24 protein-coding genes are annotated in these 25,290 nt (G+C 69.4%); 7 read left to right on the forward strand and 17 right to left on the reverse strand.

The window, feature by feature from the left end; all coding sequences use genetic code 11:
- Positions 1–160: 160 nt before the first annotated feature.
- Entirely contained in the window at positions 161–1,693 is a 1,533-nt protein-coding gene (locus tag ACVWW9_RS06130) for an exonuclease domain-containing protein (protein ID WP_456514788.1), read from the reverse strand.
- A 174-nt stretch (positions 1,694–1,867) separates the two neighbouring features.
- A complete protein-coding gene (locus ACVWW9_RS06135) occupies positions 1,868–5,269 on the reverse strand; it encodes a TM0106 family RecB-like putative nuclease (RefSeq protein ID WP_456514789.1) in 3,402 nt (1,133 codons plus the stop codon).
- 103 nt (positions 5,270–5,372) lie between these two features.
- Here ACVWW9_RS06135 and ACVWW9_RS06140 point away from each other — a divergent pair, with 103 nt between their 5' ends.
- Both ACVWW9_RS06140 and ACVWW9_RS06145 read left to right on the forward strand, forming a co-directional pair.
- Positions 5,373–5,684 carry a putative quinol monooxygenase gene (locus ACVWW9_RS06140; RefSeq protein ID WP_456514790.1) on the forward strand — a complete coding sequence of 104 codons (312 nt, stop codon included), beginning with the start codon at positions 5,373–5,375 and terminating at the stop codon, positions 5,682–5,684.
- A 4-nt stretch (positions 5,685–5,688) separates the two neighbouring features.
- Entirely contained in the window at positions 5,689–6,663 is a 975-nt protein-coding gene (locus ACVWW9_RS06145; protein WP_456514791.1) for an Ldh family oxidoreductase, read from the forward strand.
- A gap of 18 nt (positions 6,664–6,681) precedes the next feature.
- Here the strand turns inward: ACVWW9_RS06145 and ACVWW9_RS06150 are convergent, their stop codons facing one another.
- From ACVWW9_RS06150 to ACVWW9_RS06190, 9 genes are all read right to left on the reverse strand, one after another.
- Complete coding sequence (locus ACVWW9_RS06150; RefSeq protein WP_456514792.1) at positions 6,682–7,455, reverse strand: carboxymuconolactone decarboxylase family protein; 774 nt, start codon at positions 7,453–7,455, stop codon at positions 6,682–6,684.
- Positions 7,456–7,519: 64 nt separating this feature from the next.
- The gene (locus ACVWW9_RS06155) at positions 7,520–8,215 is read right to left on the reverse strand and encodes a GntR family transcriptional regulator (RefSeq protein ID WP_211333831.1); all 696 of its coding nucleotides are present in this window, start codon (positions 8,213–8,215) and stop codon (positions 7,520–7,522) included.
- Between the two features lie 10 nt (positions 8,216–8,225).
- Positions 8,226–9,134, reverse strand: a complete 909-nt coding sequence (locus tag ACVWW9_RS06160; RefSeq protein ID WP_456514793.1) for an NAD(P)-dependent oxidoreductase — start codon at positions 9,132–9,134, stop codon at positions 8,226–8,228.
- On the reverse strand, positions 9,131–9,565 hold the full coding sequence (locus tag ACVWW9_RS06165) for a carboxymuconolactone decarboxylase family protein (protein ID WP_456514794.1): 435 nt from the start codon (positions 9,563–9,565) through the stop codon (positions 9,131–9,133). Before ACVWW9_RS06165 ends, ACVWW9_RS06160 begins: the two co-directional genes overlap by 4 nt.
- Positions 9,555–9,986, reverse strand: a complete 432-nt coding sequence (locus ACVWW9_RS06170) for a cupin domain-containing protein (RefSeq protein ID WP_123696836.1) — start codon at positions 9,984–9,986, stop codon at positions 9,555–9,557. The genes ACVWW9_RS06165 and ACVWW9_RS06170 overlap by 11 nt, the downstream gene beginning before the upstream one ends.
- The gene (locus tag ACVWW9_RS06175) at positions 9,983–10,885 is read right to left on the reverse strand and encodes an NAD(P)-dependent oxidoreductase (RefSeq protein WP_456514795.1); all 903 of its coding nucleotides are present in this window, start codon (positions 10,883–10,885) and stop codon (positions 9,983–9,985) included. The genes ACVWW9_RS06170 and ACVWW9_RS06175 overlap by 4 nt, the downstream gene beginning before the upstream one ends.
- Positions 10,878–11,762 carry an SDR family NAD(P)-dependent oxidoreductase gene (locus tag ACVWW9_RS06180; protein WP_456514796.1) on the reverse strand — a complete coding sequence of 295 codons (885 nt, stop codon included), beginning with the start codon at positions 11,760–11,762 and terminating at the stop codon, positions 10,878–10,880. The genes ACVWW9_RS06175 and ACVWW9_RS06180 overlap by 8 nt, the downstream gene beginning before the upstream one ends.
- A 52-nt stretch (positions 11,763–11,814) precedes the next feature.
- Positions 11,815–12,645, reverse strand: a complete 831-nt coding sequence (locus tag ACVWW9_RS06185; protein WP_456514797.1) for an N-acyl homoserine lactonase family protein — start codon at positions 12,643–12,645, stop codon at positions 11,815–11,817.
- A gap of 10 nt (positions 12,646–12,655) precedes the next feature.
- On the reverse strand, positions 12,656–14,053 hold the full coding sequence (locus ACVWW9_RS06190; protein ID WP_456514798.1) for an MFS transporter: 1,398 nt from the start codon (positions 14,051–14,053) through the stop codon (positions 12,656–12,658).
- Between the two features lie 233 nt (positions 14,054–14,286).
- Between ACVWW9_RS06190 and ACVWW9_RS06195 the strand changes: the two genes are divergently transcribed.
- Positions 14,287–15,609, forward strand: a complete 1,323-nt coding sequence (locus tag ACVWW9_RS06195) for an MFS transporter (RefSeq protein ID WP_456514799.1) — start codon at positions 14,287–14,289, stop codon at positions 15,607–15,609.
- Positions 15,610–15,857: 248 nt separating this feature from the next.
- The gene (locus tag ACVWW9_RS06200) at positions 15,858–16,454 is read left to right on the forward strand and encodes a hypothetical protein (RefSeq protein WP_456514800.1); all 597 of its coding nucleotides are present in this window, start codon (positions 15,858–15,860) and stop codon (positions 16,452–16,454) included.
- Positions 16,455–16,469: 15 nt separating this feature from the next.
- On the opposite strand, the gene ACVWW9_RS06205 is transcribed toward ACVWW9_RS06200, so the two are convergent.
- Positions 16,470–16,937: a DUF6069 family protein gene (locus ACVWW9_RS06205; protein ID WP_456514801.1), complete on the reverse strand. Its 468-nt coding sequence runs from the start codon at positions 16,935–16,937 to the stop codon at positions 16,470–16,472.
- 145 nt (positions 16,938–17,082) lie between these two features.
- Between ACVWW9_RS06205 and ACVWW9_RS06210 the strand changes: the two genes are divergently transcribed.
- Positions 17,083–17,463: a MarR family winged helix-turn-helix transcriptional regulator gene (locus tag ACVWW9_RS06210; protein ID WP_456514802.1), complete on the forward strand. Its 381-nt coding sequence runs from the start codon at positions 17,083–17,085 to the stop codon at positions 17,461–17,463.
- Between the two features lie 29 nt (positions 17,464–17,492).
- On the opposite strand, the gene ACVWW9_RS06215 is transcribed toward ACVWW9_RS06210, so the two are convergent.
- Genes ACVWW9_RS06215 through ACVWW9_RS06230 form a run of 4 tightly spaced genes read right to left on the reverse strand, consistent with a single transcriptional unit; the run spans position 17,493 to position 20,902 of the window.
- On the reverse strand, positions 17,493–18,119 hold the full coding sequence (locus tag ACVWW9_RS06215) for a TetR/AcrR family transcriptional regulator (protein ID WP_456514803.1): 627 nt from the start codon (positions 18,117–18,119) through the stop codon (positions 17,493–17,495).
- Positions 18,120–18,144: 25 nt separating this feature from the next.
- On the reverse strand, positions 18,145–19,236 hold the full coding sequence (locus tag ACVWW9_RS06220) for an alcohol dehydrogenase catalytic domain-containing protein (RefSeq protein ID WP_456514804.1): 1,092 nt from the start codon (positions 19,234–19,236) through the stop codon (positions 18,145–18,147).
- Positions 19,236–20,666, reverse strand: a complete 1,431-nt coding sequence (locus ACVWW9_RS06225; protein ID WP_456514805.1) for a cytosine permease — start codon at positions 20,664–20,666, stop codon at positions 19,236–19,238. Before ACVWW9_RS06225 ends, ACVWW9_RS06220 begins: the two co-directional genes overlap by 1 nt.
- Positions 20,663–20,902 (reverse strand): hypothetical protein, encoded by a 240-nt coding sequence (locus tag ACVWW9_RS06230; protein ID WP_456514806.1) that lies wholly within the window; start codon positions 20,900–20,902, stop codon positions 20,663–20,665. The genes ACVWW9_RS06225 and ACVWW9_RS06230 overlap by 4 nt, the downstream gene beginning before the upstream one ends.
- Before the next feature lie 145 nt (positions 20,903–21,047).
- On the opposite strand from ACVWW9_RS06230, the gene ACVWW9_RS06235 reads away from it, so the two are divergent.
- Both ACVWW9_RS06235 and ACVWW9_RS06240 read left to right on the forward strand, forming a co-directional pair.
- Entirely contained in the window at positions 21,048–21,854 is an 807-nt protein-coding gene (locus ACVWW9_RS06235; protein WP_456514807.1) for a nitrilase-related carbon-nitrogen hydrolase, read from the forward strand.
- A 187-nt stretch (positions 21,855–22,041) separates the two neighbouring features.
- Positions 22,042–23,901 (forward strand): DUF262 domain-containing protein, encoded by a 1,860-nt coding sequence (locus ACVWW9_RS06240; RefSeq protein ID WP_456514808.1) that lies wholly within the window; start codon positions 22,042–22,044, stop codon positions 23,899–23,901.
- Positions 23,902–24,519: 618 nt separating this feature from the next.
- Here the strand turns inward: ACVWW9_RS06240 and ACVWW9_RS06245 are convergent.
- On the reverse strand, positions 24,520–25,266 hold the full coding sequence (locus tag ACVWW9_RS06245) for a hypothetical protein (RefSeq protein WP_456514809.1): 747 nt from the start codon (positions 25,264–25,266) through the stop codon (positions 24,520–24,522).
- Between the last annotated feature and the right edge of the window lie 24 nt (positions 25,267–25,290).

The raw sequence follows: 25,290 nt of genomic DNA on the forward strand, positions 1-25,290 counted from the left end.
GGCGCGAGTGCGCCGCGGCCGGAGCGGTGACGCACCGGCGCGCTCCCCGAGTCTCACAGAGGGGCGGATGAGTGGCCAGGGCCGCGGCGGATCACGGCACCTGAGTGTGACGATCAACCACGCGTGACCGCCGCTTCTTCGATAGCGGAAGCGGTCCGGCTCAGTGTGCCTGTCGATAGGCCTCGATCAACTCATGGGCGAGCCTGCCCCGATCTCCAACGGGGATGCCTTGAGCCCGAGCCCAGGCCCGAACAGCAGAGGGGTCCGGTACCGGACCTTGTGCTGGCCGCGGTTCGGGGGAGGGGCGACTAGGCGTTGCAACCGCGGCATCAGTCCGGCGCGAGGCGTCAGGCTTTGTCTCGGCTCGCGGCTGCAGGTGGTTGAGCAGCAGCTCGAAGGTGGAGGGATCGAGCACTCGCGTTCCGTGCAAACGTGCGCTTGCAGCCTTCGTCCCGTCAACACTGCCGTCGGTGACAAGCGCGGAGGTGAGACGAGACACGCTCGACGTAACGCGTATGCCGAGTGCGGACGCTCGCTCCTCGACGCGTTCGCGCCACCGCTCTTCGCACCCGGTGAAAACGACCCGATCGCCGACGCGCAACGGATCGCCATGCTGCCAATCGGCTGGCAACGCTCGCAGCCGCGCCGTGAGTCCGCGCTCCCGAGTGGCGAGCGCCTGGTCCAGCACGGTCGCGACAAGCGCTTCCGGCTGTCGGAGGAGCGTCGCGAGCGACCCGAGTTGCTGCCTCTCCTCCCGAGATATTCGGCCGTCTTCGACAGCCCGATGCGCGGCTGCAAGCAAGAGTGCTCGGTGAGCTCGGGACCGGTCCGCCTCGTCGAGCTCGAACATTTCCGCGACATCGTCAAGTTCGGACTGCTCTGGGACGCTGATCAGCCCGTCCTCAACCGCGTGCAGCACCGACTCCAGGTATGCGGTGAGGCCCTCTGATGCGCCTGCCTCGATGACCTCGGTCAGGCTCGGAGCGGTGACCCGTGTGAGCAGAGGTGCTTGCGCGGACCTTCGCTGACTCGCGCGGATTCTTGACAGTTCAGCCTCACTCACGCGCGCTCGCGCTGGCCCACCGGTGGACCTGGGCATGCTTGGGCGGTTGCTGAGCAGGGCACGGTGGTCGTGCCCGACCAAATCGAGGTAGTGGCGAAGAAGGCCCGCAGTCGCGCGGGCGTCTCCCAAGGCCGAATGCGCCCCATCCAGCCGCACGCCAGCAGCGTGACAGCAGTCGGGGAGGCGTCGCCGATCGAGACGCGGAAGGAGCTGATGGCTCGCTTCGAGAGTGCAGATGTGACCCACGCTGGATAGTTCATGGCCGACGTTGGCGAACTCGTTGGTCAGGAAGGACACATCGAACCGCGCGTTGTGCGCGACGAGCGGCAAACCTTGAACGAGCGCCGAGATCCGAGGGACCATCTCGTGGAAGCGCGGCGCGTTCCGGACATCCGCATCAGTGATGCCGTGGATGTGCGTGGCGCCGACCGGCCCGTCTGGGTTGAACCGGGAGACCCACTCGTCCACCACAGTGCCGCGTCGGTCAACGCGCACCACGGCAAGTTCGAGCACCCGATGATTCCGAGGAGAGAGGCCGGTGGTCTCGACATCGACCACCGCGAAGGCTGGCCCTGCTGCAGTGGTCGTTTCACCCGACCGCTCAAGCGTCGCGGTGGTGGAGCCGAGCACTTCAGACCCGCTGGATGACTGCGTTCCCGAGAACCACGCACTCAAGCGCCGAAGTATGGAAGGGCGACTCGGACTCATCGGCATCCTCAGTTCAGCGACAGATTCTCAGATCTTGGCAGAAGCCGCCGACACCGGTCGTATCTTGCGCCACGAGACCGGCGACTCCATCGCGGCTCAGCCGAGTAGCCGCAGGAACGCGCTGAGCTGCGCCACGCCCTCCGGCGTCGGCGGCAGGTGCGCGCGGAGCCCGGGGGAGTGCACGAGGTACGCCCGCCACTGGCCGCGGGAGATCGCGACGTTGAGCCGGTTGACCGACAGCAGGAACTCGATGCCGCGTGGCACGTCGACCGCGCTCGACGCCGCCATCGAGACGATCACGACCGCCGCCTCCCGCCCCTGGAAGCGGTCGACCGTGCCGACCGAGGCGTCGCCGAAGCCCGCCGCGGCGAGCCGGTCGTGGAGCAGCCCAACCTGCGCGTTGTACGGCGCGACGACGATGACGTCGCTCGCCTTCAGCGGCCGTGAGACGGTGCCGTCGTGCCACTCGCGCCCGACCAGGTCGTGCACGATCGCGACGACCGCATCCGCCTCCTCTGCCGATGACGTCGTGCTGCCGGCGTGCCGCACCGCGACGGGCTCGAGCCCTGGCTCGACGCCGGTCAGACGCCGCGCGGACTCGTGCGCGCCGAGCCGCCCGTCGTAGGCGAGGTCGGAGACGGCCGCGCAGAGCTCCGGATGCATGCGCCACGACGTGCCGAGGAAGTAGCCGAAGCGCTCGGGGATGACCGCCTCGCCGTCGCACAGCCAGCCGAGCGCCGAGCCGTCGACCGGCGCGGGATGCGTGCCCTGGCTCACCTGCGGCAGCTGCTGCGGGTCGCCGATGAGCAGCAGGCGCCGCGCCGCGCGTCCCGCGGCGACCGTGTTCGCGAGCGAGAACTGCCCGGCCTCGTCGATGACGAGCAGGTCGAGCGGCGGGAACCCCTTGTTCGCGTGCCCCGCGAACGCCCACGCCGTGCCACCGATCACGCCCGGCTCGCCTCCGAGCGCTTCCGACGCATCCTTCACGGCCGTCCACGGGTGCTCGTCGACGTCGCCCTCCCGCGGCTTCTTCAGCACCCGCTCGGCCGGTACGCCCGCCTCGACGACGCCGTCAAGCATGTGCTCGACGGTCGCGTGCGACTGTGCGACCACGCCGATCCGCCACCCACGGCGCACGAGCTCGGCGATCACCCGCGCGCCCGTGTAGGTCTTGCCGGTGCCGGGCGGGCCCTGCACGGCGACGAAGGATGCGCCGAGCTCGGCGAGCGAGCGGACGATCGCGTCGGTCGTGCCGTCGCCCTCCACCGCGGCGAGCCGAGCAGGCGCCCGACGCCGCAGCACGTCGAGCGAGGCGTCGTCGGGCAGCGACGCCGAGAGCTCGCCGCCGTCCTCGAGCGCTTCGGCGAGGGCATCGGCCCAGCGCTCGATCGACTGCTCGAGCGGCGCGCTGTTGGGCGGCTGCGCCGGCGTGAGCGCGATCGGCGTCGCCTCCCACGGGATCGCCGTGGTGTGGCGGCCCGCGCTCTCGACGAGCTCGAACACGTCCTCGTCGAGCATCAGCGTCGTCTTCGCGTGCGTCGAGCGCCATGCATCCGGGTCGTCGCCGGGCACGTGCGGCGGCTCGTAGACGGCGAACTGTTGCGTCGTCTCGTCGGAGAGCCGCGTGCCCGGCCCGACGGTGCCGCGGAAGCGGACGCGGCGCACGAGGCTCTGCTTCGCCTGCTCCCACGGCCCGACCTCGAGCACCTCGTCGACCGTGATGACGTCGCGCTGGTCGCGCCAGTCGTCGAGCGGGTCTGCGAGCCGCTTGAAGTGCTCCCACCAGAAGGTCTTGCGCTCGCGCGCGTGGTACCCGACCGCGGCGGCAGCGAGCGCGAGCGCCATCTGGTCGGGCGTGCGATCAGCAGGGTCGTCACCGGCGCGTGCGAGCACCCGCTCGACGAGCGCCTCGCGCGCTGCGATGACCTCGGCGCGCTCAGGCGAGAGCTCCTTGGGCGGTGAGGCGTCTCGGACCGGCGCCCCCTCGGCGCCCTCCGCCACGAGCTCGAGCAGCCAGTCGAGCAGCCGCTGCGTCGACTCCACGTCGTAGGCGTTGTACTCCTCGATCTGCGCGAAGAGCGCGTCTGCCTTCGCCGCCTCGCCCGCCTCACGCAGCTCGGTCGCCTGCTGGAACCACACGATCGAGTCGCCGGCGTTCGTCACCTCGCCCATCCGCGAGCCCGGCATGTACAGCGGCTCGAGCTTCTTGAGCGAGTAGCTCGGGCTGCCGATCACGAGCGACCGCTTCACGACCGGGTAGAGGTCGACGAGCACCGAGCCGCGCAGGAGGTCGTCGATCTGCTCCTCGCCGACGCCGTGGCGGGCGGCGATGCTCAGCAGGTGCGTGCGCTCGTAGGAGGCGTAGTGGTAGATGTGCAGGTCGGGATGCCGCTGCCGCCGCTCGTCGACGTAGCCGAGGAAGTCGATGAGCGCCTGCCGCTCCTCGGCGAGCGAATGTGCCCAGAAGCCCGTGAAGACGCCGTCTGCGTCACGCACGCCGAAGAGGTAGTCGAGCCCCCAGATGTCACCCTGCTGCCAGAGCGGGTCGCCCTCGAAGTCGAAGAACAGGTCGCCGGGTGACGGCGGCGGCAGCTCGCGGATGGCTGCGTCGTCGACGACGTCGAAGGTGACGGCGGATGCGTCGCGGGAGCGCAGCTGCGACCTCGCCTGCCGCTGCAGCGCGGCGAACGTCGCGGTGGCCATCCTCGGTGGGCCGGCCGCCGCATCCGCCAGCTCCGGCATCGTCGTGATACCGGCGGCGCGCAGGCGGTCGCGCTGCTGCTTGCGGATGCCGGCGACCTGGAAGACGTCGTCGTGCAGCTCGATCTGCTCGGCGCACGCCGCGCACTGGCCGCAGGCGAGGATGCCGTCAAGGCCCCAAGGGAGCGCGGCGTCGCCCGCGAGCCGCTCGTCGACGATCTGCTCGAGCCGCGCTCGCCGCTCGAGCAGCACCGGTTCGATGTCCCGCAGCTCGTGCACGCTGACGCGACCGTCGCCGAGCAGCAGCCGCACCTCGTCGGAGACCGGCACGCCCATCGAGCGCAGCGCGCGGGCGTAGGCGGCGAGCTGCAGCAGCGCGGTCACCTTCGCGCGGCGGGCGAGCTTCGCGTCGGAGACGACGTAGCTGCCATCGTCGTCGAGCTCGACGAAGTCGGCGTAGCCGAAGAACCGCTCGCCCTGGAACGCGGCCTGGAAGATCGCGTCGGCGCGGTCGTCCACCGCCTTGCGGGTCATCGCGACGGCGAGCGAGCGCCCCTCCGCATCGAGCCCCTTGGGGATCTCGACGACGTCGGTGCGGGTGCGGAGCACCTTGAGCAGCGCCTCCTCGTGCCGGTCGCCGAGCTCGGCGGTGCGGTCGAGCATCGCGTCGGCCTCAGCCGGGACGGGCTCACGTCGGCCGAGCTTCGCGTCGAGCGCAGTCAGCACCTGCCACTCGCACGTGCTCGCGCGCGTCAGGTCGCTCGCGGTGAGCAGTACATCGCCGGCCTCGAGGATCATCGTCGCCTCCTTGCTGCCGAGCCTACGGAGCGCGGGTGACAAGCGGCCGCGATGCGCACCGGACGACCAGCCTCGACGGATGCATCGTAGGTAGCCTCGTCGCGTGACCGAGCCCCAGCACTACGTCGCCATCGCGACCTACACCGCCAAGCCCGACACCGCCGACCGCGTCGCCCAGCGGCTGCCGCTGCTCGCCGAGGCGAGCCGGCAGGAGGAGGGCAACATCTCCTACTCGATCGCCCGTGACCTCGAGCGGCCGACCGTCTTCACGATCGTCGAGGTCTACCAGGACGAGGAGGCGTTCACCGCACACCGCGAGAGCGCCCACTTCGCCTCGATCGGCAAGATGCAGATCATCCCGATGCTCGAGAGCCGCGTCGTCGTGGGCTACTCGGGCGACGGCGTCATCGAGTAACCACGTGCGCCTGACGATCGACGAGGCGACGGCCACGGCCGAGGCGGCGCTGCGCGCGATCGGCTACCAGGCGACGGCGGCGTCCCGCATCGCGGAGCACCTGCTCGACTGCGAGCTGCGCGGACTCGGGTTCAGCGGGCTCGCGCGCATCCTCTCGATCGCCGAGCGCCTCGGCGGACGCCCGCCTGCGACGGAGGTGGTCGTCGAGCGCGAGACGCCGGTGTCCGCGCGGCTGCGCGGCGGCGACACGATCGGCTACCTCGCCGCCCAGCGCGCGACGGAGGTGCTCGGCGAGAAGGCGGAGGTGGCCGGCATCGCCGTCGTGGGACTGGACGGCACCTGGTACACCGGGATGCTCAGCTTCTTCGCCGAGCAGCTCGTCGAGCGCGGGCTCGTCTGCATCATCGCCTCGAACGCGTCTCCCTGGGTCGCGCCGGACGGCGGCACCGAGGCCCGCTTCGGCACGAACCCGTTCTGCATCGGCTTCCCGGGCGAGGACGCGCCGGTGATCTGGGACATCGGCACCTCGCAGATCATCCACGCGCAGGTCGTGCTCGCAGGACGCCGAGGCGAGCGGCTGCCGCCGGCTGTCGCCTTCGACGCGAACGGCGATCCGACCGACGAGCCTGCCGCCGCGCTCGGCGGGGCGCTCGCGGCGTGGGGCGGCCACCGCGGGTCGGGGCTGGCGCTCGCGGTGCAGCTGCTCGGGATGCTCGCAGGCAGCCCGGCGCAGCCCGGCGAGCTGCGCGACTTCGGGTTCTTCGCCGTCGCGATGCGCCCCGACCTGATCGCTGATGACGGATTCGCGGCGTCGGTCGACGGGTTCGCCGACCTGATGCGCGGCACCCGACCGGTGGAAGCGGCGCAGCCCGTGCGCATGCCGTTCGAGCGTTCGATGGCGCAGCGCGCCGAGGCGCGCGCCCGCGGGTGGATCGAGGTCGACGACGCGATCGTGGAGGCTGTCCGCGGCCTGCGCTGAGGACAGCCTCCGCGATGCTCAGGAGAGCGGCTTGCCCGCCGCCTCAGCCTCCTCGACGAGGATCGGCACGGCGGTCGTCGCCGCGTGGATGCCGATGACGCTCGCGATCTCCATCACCTCGAGGATCTCGCCGGCGGTCGCGCCGTAGCCGATCGCGTTCTCGATGTGCAGCTTGAGGCCGGGCTTGTAGAGGTGGGTGGCTGCGGTGTCGAAGGCGATGTAGACGAACTCCTTGACCTTCGGCTCGAGCGTCCCCGTGCGCCACGGCACGCTCGAGAACGCGGTGTACGCCTCGAACAGCTCCGGATCGAGCTCGAGGATCTCGTTCCAGAAGTCGTGCCAGTACCCGCGGGTCTGCGTGAAGTCGTCCTTGAGCTGCTGCTGGTGGGCGTCGAGCTCAGCCGGGCCGGTGCGCAGCCCCTGCTCCTCGAGCACCTCGACGAGGATCGGCACGCCGATGTTCATCGCGTGGATGCCGAGGGTCGAGGCGCACTCGATCACCTCCATGATCTCCTGCACGGTCGCGCCGTGCGCGAAGGCCGCCTTGATGTGCTGGCGCACGCCCGGCAGGTACATGTGCGTCGCGTTCGCGTCGACGGCGATGTAGATGAGCTCCTTCGTCTTCGCGTCCAGGTGCGTCTTGCGCCACGGCACCATCGAGAGCTCGCGGTAGGCGTCGAGGAACTCGGGGTCGATCTTCGCGATCGACTCCCACAGCGGGCTCCAGGCGCCCGCGCCTCGCTGCTCGATGAACGTGTCCTTCGACTGCTGCTGTCGGGGGGTGAGGGTCATGGCTGCTCCTTCGGAGGTTCGCTGATGGCCGCGCCGAGGCGCGGTCGAGGGTGGAGGCGCGTCGCTAGGACTGCGCGCGCAGGGTGCGCAGCGCGAGGCGCGACGCCATGTGGATGTGCTCCGCCATCAGGCGGGCGCCGCGATCGGGATTCCGGGCCGAGATCGCGTCGACGATCTCGCGCATCTCGCGCACGACCTGGGGGAGGCGGTCGGCGGTGGAGAGCGAGCTGACGCGCAGCAAGCGGACGCGCGCCTGGATGCTGCCGAGCAGCTGGGTGAGCGACGAGGAGCGTGCGCCGGCGAGCAGCACGTCGTAGAACTCGTCCTTCGCCTTGAGGAAGTCGAGGATGGTCGGCGGCTCGTCGAGCCGCTCGGCCATGCGGTCGACGGTCGCGACGAGCCTGGCGACGTCCTCGTCGGTCGCCCGGTCGATGAACCGGCGCACGACGAGCGACTCGAGCGATGCGCGCACCTCGTAGAGGTCCTCCGCGTCGTCGAGCGACGGCTGCGTCACGTGCGCGCCCTTCTGCGGCACGATCGTGACGAGCCCCTCGCTCGCCAGCACGCTGATCGCCTCGCGCACGGTGGCGCGCGAGACCTCCATCGACTCGATGATCTCCCGCTCGACGAGGCGGTCGCCCGGTCGCAGCTTGAAGTCGAGGATCGCGTCACGGATGGCGGTGACGACCTGCTCCTTCACCGGCGCGGCGAGCCTGCCGACGGGGGAGACGCCCCACCGCTGCGCTGCCGACTCGGTCACATCGGCGATGCTACTCATCGAGCACCTGGCCCCCCTGGTGGCCGTCCTCGGATGCGTGCGCCGCGATCCACTCGGCGACGCGCGTGTGGTCGGCGTCGGAGGCGAGGCCCTCGGCCGCCTCCGCCCACAGCCCGACCGCGTCCTCGCCGAGCCGCGACGGCATCCCGACCTGCGCCGCGAGATTCGTCGCGATGCGCATGTCCTTGAGCATCAGCCGGAGGCCGAAGCCCGAGTCGAACGTCTCGGGCAGGATGAAGTTGGGCCACTTGTTCTCGGTGGACCCGCTCTTGCCGCTCGACCCGTTGAACACCGAGAGCATGACCTCCGGGTCGAGGCCGAAGCGCCGGCCGGCCTCGATCGCCTCGCTCGTCGCCCAGAGGTGGGTGGCGGAGAGCAGGTTGTTGAGGGCCTTGATCGCGTGACCGGCACCGACGTCGCCGCAGTCGACGACGCGGCCGAGCGGCGCGAGCAGCGTGTGCGCGCGCTCGCGATCGGCGTCGCGGGCCCCGAGCATGATCGTGAGCGAGCCGCGCTCGGCGCCACGCACCCCGCCGGAGACGGGCGCATCGGCGAACGCGACGCCCGCATCCGCCAGCCGCTCGGCGAGCACGCGCGTGCGTGCGGGCTCCGACGAGCTCATGTCCACGACGAGCGTGCCCTCGCGGATCGCGCCAGCCTCGAGCAGCTCGTCGGCGACGGCGTCCACGACGTCGGAGTTCGGCAGCATCAGGATGACCGCCGTCGCCTCGCGCGCAGCCTCCGGCGCGGTGTCGGCCGGGGTGCCACCGCCGTCGCGCAGCCGCTCGCGCGCCTCGGGCACGAGGTCATATCCGCGCACCGAGCTGCCGGCGTCGACGAGCCGGCGCGACATCGGCGTGCCCATGTTCCCGAGCCCGATGAGGGCGACGTTGGGGCTCACGGCTGACCGACCGAGGCGTGCGCGGCGTCGACCGCCTCATCGCCGAGCTCGTCGCGCAGCACCTTCTCGGCGACGCGGAACGACTCGAGAGCAGCCGGTGCGCCCACGTACATCGCGGTCTGCAGCAGCACCTCCTGGATCTGCTGCACGGTGACGCCGTTGCGCACGGCGCCGCGGATGTGCACGCCCAGCTCGTGCGAGCGGTTCAGCGCCGTGAGGATGCCGATGTTGACGAGGCTGCGCTCGCTGCGCTCGAGCCCGTCGCGCGACCAGATGCCGCCCCAGCAGAACTCGGTCACGTAGTCCTGGATCGGCTGCGAGAACGCGCTCACCTTCGCCATCGACCGCTCGACGTGCTCGCTGCCGAGCACCTCCTTGCGGATGGCGAGGCCCTCGTCGTAGGTCTCCTGATGCGTACCCTCAGCGAACATCGCCCTGGTCCTTCCCATCGGTCGCGGTCGCTCCATCGAGCGGCTGCTGTGCGTACTCGTCGTCCCCGACGGCGTCGGCCCACACCGTCTCGCCGAGCGAGATGGCGGTGTGCACCATGTAGGAGTCGGGGGCGGCGCCGTGCCAGTGCCGCTCGCCCGGCGGGCACCAGACGGTGTCGCCGGCGCGGATGACGTGCACCTCGTCGTTCGCGCACACCAGGCCTCGGCCGGCGAGCACCTGCAGGATCTGCCCGTGCTCGTGGTGGTGCCAGAACGTGCGGGCGCCCGGGGTGAAGTCGACGGTGTTGATCGTCACGCCGTCGGTCTGCGCCATCGTCACGAACGGGTAGACGTCGCCGGTGAACTGCGAGCCGGGCTTGCCGCGCGTGCCGTCGTAGTCACTGGGGTGCTTGATCTTCATGCCTCGTCCTCCCGGTCGTGGAGGCGCACGCCCCCGGAGACGTCGCCGATCGCGTCGACGACGGTGTTGCTGATCTCGTCCGCGTAGCCGAGCGCGCGGGCGAGCCCGAACGCGGCGACGGGGCCGGATGCGTTGAGGCTCGAGACGCCGAGCCCGGCCAGCAGCTCGAGGTAGAGCGTGACGTCCTTGAGCATGAGCGTGTTCGTGAGCCCGCCCTTGAGGTAGTCGCCGTGGATGATCTTCGGGAACCGGTTGAGGGTCGCGAAGTTCACGCCGGACGACGCGTTCAGCACGTCGAGCACCGTCTGCAGGTCGAGGTCGGCCTTCTTGGCCGCCACCATCACCTCGGCGGTCGCCGAGAGGGCGATCGCGTTGAGGAAGTTGTTGAGCAGCTTCACGGTGTGGCCCGCGCCGGAGCCGCCGCACAGGAAGATCTGCTGCGAGAAGCGGTCGAGCACCGGGCGAACCCGCTCGAGCGCATCCGCGTGGCCACCCACCATGAGCGTGAGCGTGCCCTTCTCAGCCGCTGCGGCACCGCCCGAGATGCCGGCGTCGAGGTAGGTCGCGCCGCGCTCGGCGAGGTCGGCGGCGATGCGCCGCGTCGACTCGGGGGCTGCGGTCGACAGGTCGACGATCACCTGGCCCTCGCGCACCGCGTCGAGGAACGCGGGGTCGCCGTAGACGACCGCCTCGACCACCTTCGAGTCGGGGAGCGACAGCAGCACTATGTCGCTGCCGGCGACGACCTCGGCGGCGCTCGCGGCTGCCGAGGCGCCGGCCTCGTCGATCGCCGCTGCGCGCGGGTCGAAGCCGAGCAGCGCGTCGCCCGCGCCGGTGATGCAGCGGGCCATGCGCCCGCCCATGTTGCCGAGGCCGATGAAGCCGATGCGCTCAGCCACGGGTCGACTCCTCGCCGAAGCCCGCCCAGTCGGCGTAGAGCGCCGCGTCGCCGGGAGCCGTGTTCCATGCGCCCGCGCCGCCGGCTGGCCGCACGGTGTTGACGATGGATGCGCCGCCGTCGGCCGCGACGATCTCACCGGTCGTGTACGAGCTGTCGTCCGAGAGCAGGAAGGCAACGGCGCCGGCGATCTCGTCGGCCCCGCCGGCGCGACGCAGCGGCGTCGTCGAGGCGCGCTGCACCATGTCGTTGCCGCCGCCCTTCTGGCTCGCGGCCGCGGCGAAGAGCTGCGTCGGGACGATGCCCGGGGCGACGCCGTTCACGCGCACGCCGAGCGGCCCGCCGTAGACGGCGGCGCCGTGCACGAGGCCCACGACCGCGTGCTTCGAGGTCTGGTACGGCAGCAGGTCGGCCGATCCGCGGTGCCCGGCGATGGATGCGGTCACCGCGATCGCGCCACCGGTGAACGTGCCGGCGGTGGCCTGCTCGCGGTAGTGGCGGAAGGCGGCGCGGATGCCGAGGAACTGGCCGGTGACGTTGACGCGCATGACCTGCTCGAAGTCGTCGACGCTCAGGTCGGGGAGCGAGGCGAACGAGCCGAAGATGCCGGCGTTGAGGTGGAAGCGGTCGATGCGGCCGAAGCGCTCGACGCCGGCGGCCATGTACGCGTCGACGGCGGACGCATCCGCGATATCGGCGACCACGCCGATCGCCTCGCCGGGCAGCTGCGCGGCGGCCTCGACGATGCGCTCGTCGCGGTCGACGGCGACGATGCGCGCCCCCTCGGCGGCCAGGCGCTGCGCGGATGCGGCGCCCAGCCCGCCGGCCGCGCCGGTGACGACGGCGACGAGTCCTTCGAACCTCTTCGATGCGGTCATGGTGTGCGGTCTCCTGTGTCGGTGTCGTGTCGTCGTTCGTGGATGTCGAGGGTCAGCCGATGCGGGCGGTGAGCCCGGGCAGCGGCCCGTCGGCGATGCGCCCGAAGCGGTCGAGCGTCGAGGGGTCGTGCCCAGAGACGAGGTGCTGCACCCGGCCGTCCTCGACCATCGCGTGCAGCAGGTCGAAGCCGGCGTACATCGCGGGCAGGTCGGCGACGTAGGCGAAGGGCACGTCGTCGTCGTGCTCCTCGTAGTAGTGGATGGCGTCGGATGCGAGCGCGACGGTGCCGTCGGCGGTGTCGACCAGCACGATCGACTGCCCGGGTGTGTGCCCGCCGACCCGGAGCATCCGCACACCGGGTGCGATCTCGAGCTCGTCGTCGAACGTGCGCAGCCGCCCCTCTGCCTCGATGCGCCGCAGCGCCTCGAGCTCGGCGTCCTCGACGGAGTGGTGGAACTGCGCCCGCCGCTCCATGCCGCTCGACCAGAAGTCGCGCTCCGCTGCGGCGATCGTGACGCGCGAGGCGGGGAAGGCGTCGAGGTTGCCGATGTGGTCGTAGTGCGCGTGGGTGACGAGCACCTCCGGGGCGGAGGCGGGGTCGACGCCCAGCGCGCGAAGCGCCTCGGTGGGGTGCACGAGGAAGGTGCGGGCGCGGTTGGCGCCGCCCTCGGAGGAGAACCCGGTGTCGACGACGATCGTGCCTGCTGCCGACTCGATGAGCCAGAAGAAGTAGTCCATGCCGATCGGCTCGTCGGGGCGGCCGTAGATGCCCCAGTTCAGGTACACCTCCGACTTGTGGCCCTGACGCGTGCCGTACTGCACGATCGTGACGCGGTTGGTCACTGCTGCGGTCGACCGCTCGTCGGACACCGGGTTCGTCATCCGCCTGCTCCTAGCGCTGCTCTGCCGTGGGCGTGGCCTTCGCCGTGCCCACATGATCCTCGAGGTGGCCGAGGTCGACGCCCAGCACGTCGCCGCGGTCGGCCTGGTACTCGGAGGTGATGTCGCGGCCCGCGGTCTCGGGCAGCCACTTCCAGATGAAGGGCAGCGCGATGAGCGCGAGCACCACGAGGTACCAGGCGGGGGAGACCGGGTTGCCGGTCGCGCCGGCGAGCCAGGTGCCGATGTAGGAGGCGGGTCCGGCGATGAAGGCCAGGGCGAAGTTGAAGCCGATCGCGCTGGCGCTCGAGCGGTTCGCAGCGGGGAAGAGCTCGACGAGCATGACGACCGTCGTGACGCTCACGAGCGCCTGCGTCATCGTCAGCAGGATCATGCCGAACACGACCGGGGCGAAGGAGCCGCCCGACATGAGCATGAACACCGGGATGGGCAGGATGACGTAGCCGATCGTGCCGATGATGTTGAGCCGGCGGCGGCCGAAGCGGTCGGAGAGCGCGCCGGCGATGGGGCACAGGATCATGTAGACCGTGAGGCCGGTGGCGCTCATCGCGAGCGCGGTGGGGCGCTCGATCCCGACCGTCGTCATCAGGTAGTTCACGATGAAGGTCGCGAGGTAGTAGAAGCCGGTGCCCTGCACGGCCGCGATCGCGACGGTGAGCAGGATGGGGCGCCAGTTCTCCTTGAAGGAGCGGAGGATGGGCGACTTCTCGACCTCGTGCTTGTCAGTGACAGCCTTGTAGACGGGCGTCTCGCCGAGCCGCATGCGGATGTAGAGGCCGATGAGCGCGAGCGGCGCGGCCATCAGGAAGGGCACGCGCCAGCCCCAGCTGAGCAGGTCCTCCTCGGCGAGCGTGTTGTTGAGGAAGAGCGCGAAGAGGCTGCCCGCGATCGTCGCGAGCGCGGCGGTCGCCGAGATGACGCTGCCGAACTTGCCGCGGTGCGCGGTGGGGGTCGACTCGATGAGGTACGCGGCCGAGCCGGTCCACTCGCCGCCGGCCGACAGGCCCTGGATGCAGCGGCACAGCACCAGCAGGATGGGGGCGAAGATGCCGACGGTCGCGTAGGTCGGCAGCAGGCCGATGATCGTCGTGGCGATGCCCATCGCGAGGATGGAGATCGCGAGCGCGACGCGGCGGCCGTACTTGTCGCCGATCGGGCCGAGGATGAAGCCGCCGAGCGGGCGCATGAAGAAGCCGACCGCGAACACCGCGAGCGATGACAGGATCGCGACGAACTCGGACGTGTCCGGCGGGAAGAAGAGCTGGCCGATGATCACGGCGAAGAAGCCGTAGACCGCGAAGTCGAACCACTCCATGAAGTTGCCGACCGCGACCGCGACTGCGACCTTGGCCTTCGACGGCGCTCCGGCCGTTGCAGAGCTGGTGCTCACGAGTACCTCCTTGTACTGGCGCGCAGCAGCGCGCGGAGCAAGAGTGCCTGATTGTCAGACAAAATGTCAAGTCGGGCGTTTCGGCCCCGAAAGCAGGCGCCGGGCGGCTGGCCTGCGAAGCCAGCCCTTGCGATTACCGAGCCTGACCGTATGATTGCCTGACAATCAGGGTGCGCCTCCGTCTGAGCGCGCGCCATCAGGCTGAACGATTCGCAACGACGCGGAGGAACGCCATGAGCACGACCATCGGTGACGACGTAGTGTCCGACAATCCATCAGGGCGCGGGCTCTCGCCGAGGGGCGTGATGGTCGCGAGCGTGGTGGGCAACACGCTCGAGTTCTACGACTTCCTCGTCTACGGGACCATCGCCGCGCTCGTCTTCCCGGCGCTCTTCTTCCCCGGCGACGACCCGGCGATCGGCGTGCTGCTGTCGCTGTCGACCTTCGCGGTCGGCTTCTTCGCCCGGCCCGTCGGCGCCGCGGTCTTCGGGCACCTCGGCGACCGCATCGGCCGCCGCAAGGCGCTCATGGCGACCCTCGTCATCATGGGGGTGGCGACCATCCTGATCGGTGCGCTGCCGACCTTCGGCGCCGTCGGCATCGTCGCGCCGGCGCTCCTCGTGCTGCTGCGCCTCGTGCAGGGCTTCGCTGTCGGCGGCGAGTGGGGTGGTGCGGTGCTGATGATCTCGGAGTCCGGCGACCCCAAGCTCGCTGGCCGCGGCACGAGCTTCGTGCAGCTCGGATCACCCTTCGGCCTGCTGCTCGCCAACGGCGCGGTGCTGCTCACCGTCACCGCGACCACCGACGAGCAGTTCCTCGAATGGGGCTGGCGCCTGCCGTTCATCGCGAGCGCCGTGCTGCTGATCGTCGGCATCTACATCCGCCTGCGGCTCGAGGAGACGCCGGTGTTCAAGCAGCTCGAGGCCGCCGGCGCGGTCGCGAAGGTGCCGGTCGCCGACGTCTTCCGCTTCGAGTGGAAGCGCCTGCTGCTCGGCATGGGCGCGACGGCCGTCGTCTTCAGCGGCTACTACGTCTTCACGATCGTCAGCGTCACCTACCTCAAGCAGATCGGCGCCGACACGTCGATCGTGCTCACCGGACTCGTCGTCGGCAGCGCGCTCTCGATCCCCGTCATCCTCTACACGGGTCGGCTCTCTGACCGCATCGGCCGCCGGCCGCTCTACGTCGTCGGCACGATCGCGACCGCCGTCTGGGGCTTCGTCTTCTTCCCGCTGCTCGACACCGCGTCGGCGCCGGTCATCGTGCTGGCGGTCTCGGTCGGCATCCTGACCTGGGCGATCATGTACGGCGTGCAGGGCGCCTTCCTGCCCGAGCTCTTCCCCCAGAACCTGCGCTACACCGGATCCTCGCTCGCCTTCCAGCTGACGAGCGCCCTGGGCGGCCTCGTGCCGGTGGTCTGCGTCGCGCTGCTCACCGCTTTCGACACCACCATCGCGATCGGCGTCTTCGTGCTCATCACCGCGGTCATCTCGCTGGGCTCGGCCCTCCTGTCGCCCGAGACCGCCCCCAGCAAGCGGGCCACCCTCGAAGCCTGATCCCGCGCCGCCGGCGGCGCACCACGCTGCTCCGCCGGCGGCACCCCCTCTTGCTGGTCGAGTAGCAGCCGGCGAAGCCGGCCGCGTATCGAGACCACCTCCCCTCGCCGGTCGAGTAGCAGCCGGCGAAGCTGGCCGCGTATCGAGACCACCCCGTCCCTCCGCCGCACCTCCCAGTCGCCACCCCGCTCGTCAACCCCCGCGCCCCAACCCGCGTACCGTTGAAGCCGCAACCCTGAGGAGGTTCCATGCCCCATCTCGCGAACGGCAAGTACGTCTCGCAGGCCGACGCCATCCGCCAGTGGTGGCCGGCCGCCCGAGAGGTGCTCATCGAGACCGCTCACGAGTACGGAGCCTGGATCACCGAGGACGACCTCGGCGAGCAGGTGCAGCAGCGCACCGGCATCTCGACGAACCAGCCCGCGCCCGAGTGGATCGGCCGCGTGCTCGCCTCGGTGGCAGCGGACGCGGAGCAGCGCGGCGAGCCCCGCCTCGCGTCACTGTGCGTCACGGCCGAGCGCCGCGTCGGCGACAGCCACCCCGGGGCGTCGGGTCTCCTCGACGCGCGCGCCCGGGAACAGCGCGCCGCCGAGGACCGCCTCGAGTGCTACCGCGCCTTCGGTGCAGCCCTGCCCGCCGACGGCGGCACGCCCACCGTGCTCGCGCCCGTGCTGTCCCGACCCGCGCGGCCGTCGCGCAGCGCTCAGCCGTCCCGCAGCCGCGCTGCCGCCGCCGCCCCGACCCCGCCGCCCGCGGTCATGCGCGAGACCACATGCCCGAACTGCTTCATGGTCGTGCCCGTGGCCGCCACGTGCCGGGACTGCGGGGAGCCCCTCGCGGCCTGAGCCGGCTCCCGCGAGTCAGCGGCGGCGCTGCGAGCGGAGCGCCGCGAACCAGCTCGCGCCGGCCACGAGGTGCATGAGCGCCAGCGCGATGCCGGTGCCCGCGTCGAGCGCGCCGGTGAGCGGCGCGATCGTCGACACGGCGGCGACCGCCAGTCCCGCCCACGCGAGCACCGGGATCGCGCGCGGCCAGCGCTTCGCAACCAGCCACGCGACGACCGTCGCCAGCGCGAGCGGCACGAACGTCGCCACCAGCACCGGGACGAGTCCCACCGCGATCTCCGATCCGCCCTGCGCCACCACCGTGGACGCGCCGGCAGCAGTGGCGGCCGCGAGGATCCCCACGTTCACGGCCGTTGCGATGCCCGCGCTGAGCAGCCCGCGCGCGAGCAGGCTGCGGTCGCGACGTCGGTCCGGGGCTTCCACTGGAGCGGCGGGTAGCTCGACCTGCGCTGCGCCCGCGCCGGGCTGGGATGCGTTCGTCATGATTCCTCCTGCGCCACGACCCCGATGCGGGGTCCTCGTGACGCCATGGTGCGCGCAATACTTGACCAGGTCAAGCATGGACTTGCCCAAGTACTCTGGCGGGGTGACGGAGCCGGATGCCCTACAGGAGACACGCGAACTCGCGATGCTCACCCACCGAGCGGCCGCGCTCGCGGGTGCCGACCTCACGAGAGCCGCGCAGCCCATGGGCATCACACCGTCGATGGCGCGCGTGCTGCTGCTGCTCGACGAGCCGATGCCGATGCGACGCATCGCCGAGCGGCTGCTCGTCGACGCCTCGTACGTCACCGGCGTCGCCGATGAGCTCGAAGCCCGCGGCGTGGCGGAGCGGACCGCTGGGCCCGATCGTCGCGTGAAGCTGCTGGCGCCGACCCCGGCCGGCGTGGAGATCCGCGCACGCCTCGTGGGCGCCGTGACCTCCGAGTCAACCGCGATGCGTGCCCTCGACGCCGCGGAGCGAGCGCAGCTGCGGTCGCTGCTCACCAAGATCGTCGACGGCGCGTAGCGCGCTCCGCGCTTCAGTCGGCGGGCGCCTCAGGCAACGCGCGTCGGTGCCGCCAGGCTCGACACGGCCGCGACGACCGCCTCGACGCCCAGCTCGAAGCCCGCGAGCGCCCGGTCCGCGTCGTCACGCGCGGCAACGACCCCTCGCAGCTCGGGCAGGTCGTGCCCCTCGCTGCGCCACAGCGGCGCCGGCGACCCGGCGTCGACGGCCGACCCGAGCACGAGGGCGTCGACCATCGCCGAGCAGGCGACCCGCTGCTCGACCGGCACCCCCGCATCCCGCAGGATGACGAACAGCGCCTCGTAGATCTCGAGCGTCCGGAAGTCCTCGACCGGCGCCCCCACGAGCACCGGCACGACGGCAGGGACGCGGGCGGTGGCGGCGCGATACGCGCGCATCCACAGCCGCAGCCGCTCGAGCGGCGCCTCCGAGGTGTCGAGCGCCGGTCCCAGGTCGATCGAGCCGTACAGCTCCTCGCGCATGCGGTGGACGATCGCCGCACGCCCGCCAGGCAGGTGGTGGTACAGCGACGACGGGTGCACGCCGAGCGCCGCGGCGACGCCCGGGATCGTGAAGTCGCCGTGCTTCGCGACCAGCCGAAGCGCCGCTCCCGCGATCAGCTGCGGGGAGAGGATGCGGTGCTTCGGCCTGGCCACGAGGCTCCGTTCGGTTGCGAGGGGCTCAGAACATGATGACGCTTCGCCCGCGGGCGCCCGACCGCATGAGGTCGAAGGCGTCGTTCACCTCGTCGAGCGTGATGCGGTTCGTGATGAGCCGGTCGATCGGCAGGCGGCCGTCGAGGTAGAGCTGCGCGAGCATCGGGAAGTCGCGCGCCGGCACGGTCGAGCCGTAGTTCGAGCCGAGCAGCGACTTGCCCTCCTCCGCGAGCGCGAGCGCGTCGATCGGCACAGGCCGGTCCTGCGGCGGCAGGCCGACGATGACCGCCGTGCCGCCGCGCTTGAGCGTCGCGGGCATGATCGCGATCGTGTCGGGGCGGCCGATCGCCTCGAAGGCGACGTCGACGCCCTCGGGCACGAGCTCGCGGATGCGGTCGGGGAGCGACGCATCCGACTTCACGGTGTGCGTGGCGCCGAACTCGCGCGCGAGCTCGAGCGACGCATCCGTGACGTCGGCGACGATGATCGGGCTCGCACCGGCGAGGGCGAGGCCCATGATGATGCTGATGCCCACGCCGCCCGCGCCGATGACGAGCGCGGAGCGGCCCGCCTTCAGCTCGGCGTCGTTGACGACCGCACCGACGCCGGTGGCGATCGAGCAGCCGATGAGCGCCGCGACGTCGAACGGCAGCTCCTTCGGCACCTTGATCGCGGCCTGCTCGGCCACCACGACGCGCTCGCTCATGGAGCCGACCGCGAGGTACGGGTAGGCGGTGGCGCCGTCGAGCGTCATCGGGGTCGACCCATCCGGCAGCACGCACGCCTCCGAGCCGGAGCCGGTGCACACCCACGTGCGGCCCTCGCGGCAGCTCGTGCAGACGCCGCACGGGTAGAACCACGTCATGATCACGTGGTCGCCGGGCTCGAGGCTGCGCACGCCCTCGCCGACCGCCTCGACGACGCCGGCGCCCTCGTGGCCCATGATCGTCGGCTGCGGCATCTCCCAGTCGCCGTCGAGCACGTGCCGGTCGGAGCCGCACACGCCCGAGGCGCCGATGCGCACGAGCACCTCGCCTGGACCGGGGTCGCGGAGGGTGACCTCGCGGATGTCGAGCTCGGGCTTGCCGCTGTAGACGGCTGCGCGCGTGGTCGCCATCAGCGCACCACCTCCGTCGCGCGGCCGCGGTAGAGCAGGGCGGAGAGCGCGAGGTAGACGACCGCGGCGACGATGGCCGCGGGCAGGGATGCGGTGATCACCGAGAAGACGGCCTGCGTCTCGAGCGTGATCGGGTTGTAGAGCCACAGGTAGAACGCGGCGCCCGCGGCGAGCGCGATGAGGCCCGCCCAGTTGATGCCGCCGGCGAAGGCGTAGAGCGTGCCGCGCTGCCCGAGGTGCAGCTCGCGGAGGTCGACGCGCTGCTTGCGCAGCACGAAGTAGTCGGCGACGGCGATGCCGCAGACGGCGGTCAGGAAGGCGCCCGAGACCGAGACGAAGATCATGAACTGCTCGTACATGAACTGCGGGAAGAAGGTCATGATCGCCGGCAGGATGAAGAACGAGGCGGTCAGCACCTTCCACGGCACCTTCGCGAGCAGCCCTCCGGACGACTGCCGGATGGCGAGGATCGTCGAGTAGACGATCGACGACATCGACGTGATGTTCGCGAAGGCGATGAAGATGAGCACTGCGACGCCGAGGATCGCGCCGCCGAACGGCACCATCCAGACGGTCGGGTCGGAGTCGCCGAGCGTGAGCGCGGCGGCCATGCCGACGATCTGCGCGATGAGCGTCGCGATGAGCAGCGCGCCGTAGGCGGGCCAGACGGCGGCCTTGCGGCTGCGGGTCATGCGCGCGAGCGAGCCCATCACGGGGTACCAGGAGACGCCGACGCCCACGTTGAACTCGACCGCCACCATGAAGTTGAGCGTCGGGTCGTCGAACGGCGCGATCGGCGAGGCGGTGAAGAGGGCGTCCCACGACGTGTTGGCGACGAGGAACACCATCATGATCACGGTGACGACGGCGAGCCCCGGCGCGATGATCGCGTTGAAGCGGCCGATCGTCACCGGTCCGCGCGAGAGCACCCACCAGGCGATGAGGATGGCGACGAGGCCGCCGATCGTGACGACCGGGCCGTACTGGCCGAGGTCGGTGCCGGCGAAGGTCGCGGCGACCTGGCTGGTGGCGCGGCCGGCCATGACCGCGAGCAGCGACGACCAGCCCATCTCAGTGACGAGGATGACCGTGAAGACGATGATGCCGACGCCGACGACCCCGAACGCGCCGCGCAGCAACGTGTACTGCTCCGAGCCCCAGCGCTGTGAGGCGACGACGGAGGCGAGCACCATGAAGCAGAGGCCGATCGCGTTGCCGATCAGCATTGCGGCGATGCCCGCCTCGAAGCCCACGAGCAGCGCGGTCGAGCCGCCGACGAGGAAGGCCCAGGTCGCGATCGCGAGGGCGGTGTTGACCCACGTGAAGTCGAGGGCGCTCCAGAAGCGCTCCTTCTTCAGCAGTGGGAAGGTGCCGAAGACGTGCTCGTTGGCGAGCTTCGGGTCGACGACGGCCTCGCCGCGCGCGCTCACAGGACCACGACCACGAGGCCGATGACGACCGCGACGACCGAGACGCCGACGTAGACCGCGATCTCGCGGCCGGTCATCGGCAGTCGCGACGGCTCGTCGCGCTCGTCGTGCTCGACGATCTGGATGCGGCGCTCGAGCTCGGCGGCGACCGCCGGATCGGTGCCTCCCGCGACGAGGGTGCGCTCGAACGCGGTCGGGTGCGACGCTGCGGTCGCGCTCTGCTGGGGTGACGTCATCGCCGGCTCCTTCGCCATGGCAGGGGACGGGCCGCGCTCGCGGCCGTAAACCAAATCCGATTTGGTTTAGCGTCATACTGAGGCACGATGGCGCTGTCGTCAACTCCGGATGGCAGCGAGGCCCACTGCAGGGGAGGATGTTCGGATGGATGCGCCGAAGAGCCACGCGATCGCCGTCGCGCAGGGGGTCGCCGTGATCGACGACGTCGACCAGAACCTCGCGACGCTCGACGGGTTGGTCGCGTCCGCAGCCGGGCAGGGCGCCGACGTCGTCGTGACGCCCGAGCTGTTCGCGACCGGCTACGCGCCCGACCGCGCCTGGAAGCACGACGGCGCGGCGATCCGGGCGGCGCTCGCGGCCATCGCCCGCTCGCACGGGATCGGGCTCGTCGCATCCTCCGTCGACACCGTAGGGCCGGCGCACCACATCTCGGCCTCGTTCTTCTCGCCCGAGGGGGAGGAACTGTCGCGCGTGCACAAGCGCCACCTCTTCGGTGGCGTGGAGCAGGAATGGATGACGCCGGCCGCGGCCTACGGCGAGCCGGTCAATTGGAACGGCACGAGCTGGGGCGTCGGCATCTGCTACGACGTGGAGTTCCCCGAGTTCGCGCGCTCGCTCTCGGTCGCCGGCGCCGACATCCTGCTCGTGCCGACGGCCGTGCCCGTCGTCGAAGAGGGCATCGAAGAGCTCGGCGATGCGTGGCACTACTCGGCGACGCAGATCTCCACGCTGCAGGTGCCTGCGCGCGCGCTCGAGAACGGCGTGGTGATCGTCTATGCGAACCAATGCGGGCCGGGCTTCACCGGCCGCAGCTGCATCGCGACGCCGTTCGGGCACAACGCAGTTCTGCTGGCTGACGAGCCCGCCGTCGCGGTCATACGCATGCCAGCTGCAGCCCTGGGACGCGCCCGCTCAGTTAACACCTACGTCGCCGACCTCCGGGGGGACTGACCGCATCGCTGCGCGGGCGATCGCTATCGAGCATCAGTTCCGTTGGTCAGCACTTAAGCGCTCAGCCAGCCCCGGCGGTATGACTCGACTCTCAGTGCTCGAAGTTGACCGCTACATCGAGACACGAAACTCGCGAAGACGCGCGACTAGACGGCGTCGCTTCGAGAGAACGACATATGCTCACAGCATGACGAAGCTCGACACTGGCTACGGAAGCTACAAGAAGCTAATTTCTACGGAGCGAACGTACTCGGTGCCGCTATACCAGCGGAACTATTCCTGGCGGACGACTCACGAGATTCCGGAGCTGTGGGGCGACATCACGCGGTTGTACAAGCTTCGTCGCGCGGGCACTCCATCGACTCACTTCATCGGCTCAGTTGTCATCGGTGAGACGCCCACGAAGGCGCTCGGGCCCGGCGACTGTCCGGTGATCGACGGGCAACAGCGGCTCATTACGCTGAGCCTGCTGCTCGCAGCCATTCGCGACAATACCGGCATGGACGCGGACCAGAAACGCAAGGTTACGAACAACTTCCTAGTGTTTGCTGATCACGACGACGCCTTAAGGGTCGTTCCCGCGCAGGCGAATCGCGCGATCTACGAGCAGCTCATCCGGGGCTCGGACGCGTCGGATCGCAAATCTGAGATCTTCCGCTCCTACAACTGGTTCTGCAAGAAGCTGATTGCCGGCGTCCCAGCCGACGCGGACTTTAGCGAAGAGGAGAACGGCGGCGACGAACTCTCGGCGGGCACTGCCGAAGCTGAAGGGGTCGTCGAGGAGTCTGAAGACTCGGAAGATGCAGGCGTCGTGGTTGAGTCTCAATGGGACTGGGAAACGCTTCTCACCGTGATTGCTAACGACCTGGAGCTCGTTTCGATCGCGGACATTCCTGCGGATCGTGCCTACCAAATCTTCGCCACATTGAATCACAGCGGGCTGAAACTGGGACAGGTGGACCTCATCCGAAATGCTGTCTTCATGAAGCTTCCCACCAAGAACGCTGTTGGCTACCAAAATATATGGAAGCCGATGGAGGATCAGCTCGGGTTGCGAGTGCTAGAGAACCACCTACACGCGTGGGTGATTCTTCAGGGCAAGAACGTCCCCAAGAAGGGTACGTACGCCGCGCTTATAGGGCAACTGAACCGCATGGACTCGGAACCAGCCGTTCTCAAGGCTTTGGAGCAGATACGCAAGGACGCAAGCATCTTCCAGCTCGTGGACGACGCAGGCTCTCCCGCCGCGAGTCAGATCGCCAAGCAGGTGAAGCTACCGAAGGAGGTCGTGAAATCACTCCGTTTCCAGAGTCAGTGGGGTAACACTCCGGCGCAGCCTCTGCTCGTCGAGATTCTGACGCGGTTCCGTGACGGGCAGCTCGGATCGGAGCAAGCCAAACGTGCAGTTCTGCAAGTTGAAAGCCTCCTGGTACGGCGTTTTATATGCGCCATTGCACCTCACGATCTGCGAAGCACACTGGCTCGGCTGGTGTCTCAAGTGCGCAAATCGCCTGCGGAGAGCTTTGGGGCTGATCTTGCAGCGGCTTTATCTGAAAGCGTCCGGAGGTGGCCGGACGATGACCTACTCAAGGAGTCGGCGGTCACAAGTGCTTTGTATCGAGCCAAGAACGTGACTCAGACTTTCCTTGTCCTCAAGCGCCTTGCTGAGTTCCTCGAAGGCAAAGAGGCTCCTCATATCGAACGCGGTACGGAGAGCACTTCCTACAGTGTCGAACACATACTGCCTCAAACGGTGGTGGGCACGGCATGGTTTGCGGACATGGCAGAGTGGGGAGACAAAGAACCCCTTCACACCTGGAGTACGCGTCGCCACACTCTTGGAAATCTCACCTTGACGGCATACAACAGCGAGATGTCGAACAGCGAATTCGCCATCAAGCGAACGTGGATCGACCAGCACCTCCGCCTCGCCCTAAGCAAGCAGATCGTGGAATCCGAGGTGTGGACTAAGAGTGAGATAGAAGCGCGTTCGAAGAAGCTCGCCGAGATTGCGATCGAGGTGTGGCCGGGTCCGCTCGGCTCGTAGAGCGCACTCCGATTCGGTCTCCGGGAGACCGCGATTTCTTCACAGCGGGAATGCGGCCCCGCGTGCAGCGTCCTCAACCGGTCGATGTGCCCGTGCCGGTTGAGTCAACGAGGCGGGACCCTCATAGGAGCCGCGACGGGGCAGCGGGCTCGAAGCTCGGGCGCTACGGCGCGTGAGTTCGCCGTAACGGAGAGTGATGGCGGTCGCTGCGTCGCTTCGCGCCGAATCGTCGGCTGACCGCCGAGTCGGTAGTTAAAACATCGACATCGTGCTGAGCCCCGCGTTGTTTGACACTCGATCACTGAGATACATCGGTCGTTGAAGCGAGCAGGCATCAAGTGATCAAGCGAGCGACGCTCGTTTCTTCCCCCTTAAGCTTCGGGGAGCGAGACCGATCCGCTAGGCGTCTAGAACGCTGGGCGGGACGCTTCACCTCAGGGTTCCGAGGAGTCGCCCTTGGCCACCTTGCGACAGTCCATTAGCGCGCTCGGCAAGCCGCGCCGGATGCGAGCGTGTTCGCCATGCCGAGTCGGCGCAGGACTGCTCGGCGCCCGTCAACCAGCTAATGTGCCGGCTTCAGCGAATTCCCACTCCAGGCGAAAAGAAAGCCACTTGCACTCACTGAAGGACAGCGTCGACGGCTCGCTTGAACTGCTCCTCATCGAGCAGTCCATTGTCTCGAAGCAACGCGAGCTTCGTGATCTCTTCCACCCGGCTCGTTTCTCGCACCGGAGCCGAGGCGAGGAAGGGTTTTGACAACACCGGAAAATGAGCTGGCGTGATTACCGACTTTACGAATGCATATGGATCATTAGAGCCGCCACCGTGGTTGACTGCCACGTCAAACGGTACGTAGTTCGCTGGATTCGCTTGAGCAAATCTTTTCACAACCGCTCCGCCAAGTATCAGCGCATCGCTACCGTGATGGAGCTCGTCGCGGACGTGCGTGTGCTGGCGCGGGTCCACGAGCACCGCACCTCTTAGGTACGGACCCACGAATAGGGTCGGCTCGGTCCAATCGACGTTCATGCCATCGCCCATGAAGTTCTTGAGGCGGATCTGCGCGGAGCTGGTGCTGGCACTAGCCTTCACGCTCCACAACCCCTTGGCCTTGTTGAGCAGATCTCCCAGGTCGAACCCATTCTCGTTGTGCCCGGCGGGAGCGGTGAGTACTCCCGCCGACCACGCTGCGGCCGCCATGATCCACTCCGCGCCGTTCCCGAACAGAAAGCGCAGACCGCGGTCCGACGGGTTCGCCGCTGCAAGGAGAGACGAGAAGGCGAACTCGACTTCACGCTTAACCTCTCGATTCGAAAGCAGGTGTTGCCGCAACGTGTCGAACTCCGGGGATCCGCTTCTTGTCATCAGATGGGCCTTCCGTCTCTCGGG

Source organism: Agrococcus sp. UYP33 (assembly GCF_054060915.1).